The 4,680-nt window shown below is 60.1% G+C and carries 3 protein-coding genes and 2 tRNA genes; 2 read left to right on the top strand and 3 right to left on the bottom strand.

Annotated features, from left to right (window positions below; translation table 11 throughout):
- The 3 genes from AC3WKX_RS27905 to gltX form a co-directional block, all read right to left on the bottom strand.
- A tRNA-Glu gene (locus AC3WKX_RS27905) sits at nt 1–58 on the bottom strand.
- A gap of 87 nt (nt 59–145) precedes the next feature.
- Nucleotides 146–221: transfer RNA gene (locus AC3WKX_RS27900), tRNA-Ala, on the bottom strand.
- 147 nt (nt 222–368) lie between these two features.
- Nucleotides 369–1,850, bottom strand: coding sequence for a glutamate--tRNA ligase (gltX, locus tag AC3WKX_RS27895; protein WP_003214464.1), 1,482 nt, complete (start codon nt 1,848–1,850; stop codon nt 369–371).
- Nucleotides 1,851–2,046: 196 nt separating this feature from the next.
- Here gltX and AC3WKX_RS27890 point away from each other — a divergent pair, with 196 nt between their 5' ends.
- Both AC3WKX_RS27890 and AC3WKX_RS27885 read left to right on the top strand, forming a co-directional pair.
- On the top strand, nt 2,047–3,093 hold the full coding sequence (locus AC3WKX_RS27890) for an HlyD family secretion protein (protein ID WP_008438770.1): 1,047 nt from the start codon (nt 2,047–2,049) through the stop codon (nt 3,091–3,093).
- Nucleotides 3,083–4,633 carry an MDR family MFS transporter gene (locus AC3WKX_RS27885; protein ID WP_102368517.1) on the top strand — a complete coding sequence of 517 codons (1,551 nt, stop codon included), beginning with the start codon at nt 3,083–3,085 and terminating at the stop codon, nt 4,631–4,633. Before AC3WKX_RS27890 ends, AC3WKX_RS27885 begins: the two co-directional genes overlap by 11 nt.
- Nucleotides 4,634–4,680 lie beyond the last annotated feature (47 nt).

Raw genomic sequence — 4,680 nt, 5'->3', positions numbered from 1 at the left:
TAGGGGACTCGAACCCCTGTTACCGCCGTGAAAGGGCGGTGTCCTAGGCCACTAGACGAAGGGGACACAAACCTTCTATACAACGTGATCAGGCTGAGTCTGATCGAATTCAAGGACGGTGTGGCCAGACCTTGAACCTGTAAATTGGTGGAGCTAAACGGGATCGAACCGTTGACCTCTTGCATGCCATGCAAGCGCTCTCCCAGCTGAGCTATAGCCCCTCGTCGGTGAGGACGGGGCGAATCTTAATGGCGTATTCGAAACGTGTCAAATTTATTTTCAACAATTTTCAAAATTTTTTGCCGAGATAACAATCACTTACCGAGCAAACCCCGGAAAACCGGGGTTTGGCCGTTACAACAGCGTGCTTAAGCGATAGCGCCCAGCAGCTTTTCCCATTCCTTGTTTTCTTTCTTCGACACACCACCAAGCAAATCAAGGGCTTGGCGCAGACGGAAGCGAGTCAGGTCCGGGCCCAGAATTTCCATCGCATCGAGCACCGACACCGAACTCGCCTGCCCGGTGATCGCGGCAAACATCAGCGGCATCGCATCGCGCAATTTCAGTTCCAGGGATTCAACCACCGCCTGGATAGTCGCGGTAATCGCATCCTTCTCCCACTGGCGCAGGCTTTCGAGCTTCCACAGGATCAACTGCATCAACTGGCGAACCTGGTCACCCGAGAGTTTCTTCGACTCAAACAGCTTCACGTCCGGGTTCACGCCACCGGCAAAGAAGAAACTCGCCAACGGTGCGACCTGGCTGAAGGTCTCCACCCTGCCCTGCACCAGCGGCGCGATCTTCATCATGTACTCGGGGTTCAACGCCCACTGCTGCACGCGGCTGGCGAACTCTTCCACCGGCAGGTCACGCAGCCACTGGCCGTTGAGCCACGAGAGTTTCTCGATGTCGAAGATCGGCCCACCCAGGGACACACGGGACAGGTCGAAGTTATCGACCATTTCCTGCAACGAGAACTTCTCGCGCTCGTCCGGCATCGACCAGCCCATGCGGCCCAGGTAGTTGAGCATCGCTTCGGGCATGAAGCCCATGCGCTCGTAGAAGGTCACCGAGGTCGGGTTCTTGCGCTTGGACAACTTGCTCTTGTCCGGGTTACGCAGCAGCGGCATGTAGCACAGCTGCGGTTGTTCCCAGCCGAAGTACTCGTACAGCAGGATCAGTTTCGGCGCCGATGGCAGCCACTCTTCGCCACGCAGTACGTGGGTGATGCCCATCAGGTGGTCGTCCACCACGTTGGCCAGGAAGTACGTCGGCAGGCCGTCGGTCTTCATCAGCACTTGCATGTCCATGCGGTCCCACGGGATCTCGACGTCACCGCGCAGCATGTCCGGCACCACGCACACGCCTTCGCTCGGCACCTTCATGCGGATAACGTGCGGCTCGCCGGCAGCCAGGCGCCGGGCCACTTCTTCCTTCGACAGCAGCAGTGCGCGGCCGTCATAGCGCGGGGTTTCACCACGGGCCTGTTGCTCGGCACGCATCTGGTCCAGCTCTTCGGCGGTGCAGAAGCACGGGAAGGCGTGGCCCATGTCGACCAGTTGCTGGGTGTACTGCTTGTAGATGTCGCTGCGCTCGCTCTGGCGATACGGGCCGTGGGGGCCGCCGACGTCCGGGCCTTCGGCCCAGGTAATGCCCAACCAGCGCAGCGCATCGAAAATCTGCTGTTCCGACTCGCGCGTGGAGCGCAGTTGATCGGTGTCTTCGATCCGCAGGATGAATTCACCGCCATGCTGCTTGGCAAAGCAGTAGTTGAACAAGGCGATGTAAGCAGTACCTACGTGGGGATCCCCAGTAGGCGATGGCGCGATGCGCGTGCGGACGGTGGTCATGGCGGGTCTCGAATTGGCGATAAAACTGAAAATGAAACAAGGGGCGAATGGTAACAGCCCCAAGCCCTTGGGCTCCAGCGTGGGGAGGCGAACAAAGGGCATATGAGACAAGCTCCGGTCTCAAGTCTCGACATGGCTATTTGCCAGACCGTTCGCTGGCTATATTCCATTACCTTTTGTCGACGACATTATTGCCATGCCTGCCCCGCTCAAACGCCGCCTGTTTATCTTCCTGTTTATCGTGGTCCTGATCGCCGGGGGCTTTTTCGCTCAGTGGTTCTTCAAGGGCCGTTTTTATGAAAGCACCGACAACGCCTACGTCCAGGGCGAGATCACCCGGGTCTCCAGCCAACTGGGTGCGCGCATCGTCGAGGTGCTGGTGGGCGACAACGAGCACGTGGAAAAAGGCCAACTGCTGGTCAAGCTCGAAGGCGACGACTTCCACCTCGCCGTCGACCGCGCCAACGCCGCCCTGGCCATGCGCGAAGCCGAGCGCGTGCAGGCCCAGAGCAAACTGACCCAGCAAGCCAGCCTGATCGCCGCCGGTGCAGCCAAGGTCTCGTCCAGCCAGGCCACCCTCGGCCGCTCGCAGATCGACCTGAACCGCGCACAAACCCTGCGCAAACCCGGCTATGTCTCCGAAGAACGGGTCACCACCCTCGACGCCGACAACCACATCGCCCGCTCCCAGGTGACCATGGCCCAGGCCGACCTGCAGGGCCAGCGCCAGCAGGTCAACGCCCTGAACGCCGAGATCAAGCGCCTCGACGCGATGATCGCCAACGCCAGGACTGACCTGGCCCAGGCCGAACTGAACCTGACCCGCAGCGAAATCCACGCGCCCATCAGCGGCCTGATCGGCCAGCGTGCCGCGCGCAACGGTCAATACGTACAGGCCGGCGCCTACCTGCTGTCGATCGTCCCGGACCAGGACATCTGGGTGCAGGCCAACTTCAAGGAAACCCAGATCGGCCATATGCAGCCTGGGCAAAAAGCCGAGCTGACATTCGACGCCTACAGCGATACTCCAATCGAAGGCCGCGTGGCCAACCTGTTCGGCGCTTCCGGCGCGCAATTCAGCCTGCTGCCGCCGGACAATGCCACGGGCAACTTCACCAAAGTCGTACAACGGATTCCGGTCAAACTGACCTTCGCCACCGACAACCCGCTGCAGGGCAAAATCCGCCCGGGCATGTCGGTGACGGTCAAAGTGAACATCCAAGACCCGCACGATGGCCGGTGATCAACTGCTGCCGCCGGTAGGCGAACCGAGCCGGCGCGACTGGATCGCGGTCATGAGCGTGATGCTCGGCGCCTTCATGGCAGTGCTCGACATCCAGATCACCAACTCGTCCCTCAAGGACATCCAGGGCGCGCTGTCGGCCACCCTGGAAGAAGGTTCGTGGATTTCCACCTCCTACCTTGTGGCCGAAATCATCATGATCCCCCTCACCGCCTGGCTGGTGCAGCTGCTGTCGGCGCGTCGGCTGGCGGTGTGGGTCTCGGGCGGGTTCCTGATCGCCTCGCTGATGTGCTCCATGGCCTGGAGCCTGGAAAGCATGATCGTATTCCGCGCGCTGCAGGGCTTTACCGGCGGCGCGCTGATCCCCCTGGCGTTCACCCTCACGCTGATCAAGCTGCCCGAACATCACCGCGCCAAAGGCATGGCCATGTTCGCCATGACCGCCACCTTCGCCCCGTCCATCGGACCGACCATTGGCGGCTGGCTCACGGAAAACTGGGGTTGGGAATACATCTTCTACATCAACATCCCACCGGGCCTGATCATGATCGCCGGGCTGCTGTACGGCCTGGAGAAAAAGGACTCCAACTGGGACCTGCTCAAAAGCACCGACTATCTCGGCATCCTTACCATGGCCGTGGGCCTTGGGTGTTTGCAGGTGTTTCTGGAAGAAGGCCATCGCAAGGATTGGCTGGAATCCAGCCTGATTGTCAGCTTGGGCACTGTCGCCCTGCTCAGCCTGATCACCTTTGTGATCGTGCAGATGTCCAAGCCCAACCCGCTGATCAACCTGCGCATCCTCGGCAATCGTAATTTCGGGCTATCGAGCATTTCGAGCCTGGGGATGGGCGTGGGGTTGTATGGCTCGATTTATCTGCTGCCGCTGTACCTGGCGCAGATCCAGAACTACAACGCCCTGCAAATCGGCGAAGTGATCATGTGGATGGGGGTTCCGCAGCTGTTTTTGATTCCGCTGGTGCCCAAGCTGATGAAGTACGTGTCGCCCAAATGGCTGTGCACCCTGGGGTTCGGGCTGTTCGGGTTGGCGAGTTTTTCATCGGGGGTGCTGAACCCGGACTTTGCCGGCGACCAGTTCAACCGCATCCAGATCATCCGTGCGTTGGGGCAGCCGTTGATCATGGTGACAATTTCGTTGATTGCCACGGCATACATCATGCAGAAGGACGCGGGGTCGGCGTCGAGCCTGTTCAATATTTTGCGAAACCTGGGCGGGGCGATCGGGATTGCGTTGCTGGCGACGCTGCTGGATGCGCGCACCAAGACCTACTTTGATTACCTGCGTGAGGCGATTGTGCCGACCAATCCACAGGTGGCAGAGCGCATGGCCAGGCTGACGGAGACGTTTGGGAGTGAGACGGCGGCGTTGGGCAAGTTGAGTGAGATAGCGCATCAGCAGGCGCAGATCATGGCTTACAACGATGCGTTCCATTTTGTAGGGTTGGCGTTGGGGATCAGCATGGTGGCGATCTTGTTGACCAAGGCGTTGCCGGCGGGGCTTAAGGCTGGGGAAGCTCACTGAAATAACCTGTGGCGAGGGAGCTTGTTGTGGGGGGGGGGGGGGGGGGG

The sequence above is a fragment of the Pseudomonas sp. GP01-A4 genome (genome assembly GCF_058780865.1).
Note: the sequence above shows the minus strand (reverse complement) of the source record. Positions and strands in the feature narration are given on the sequence as shown.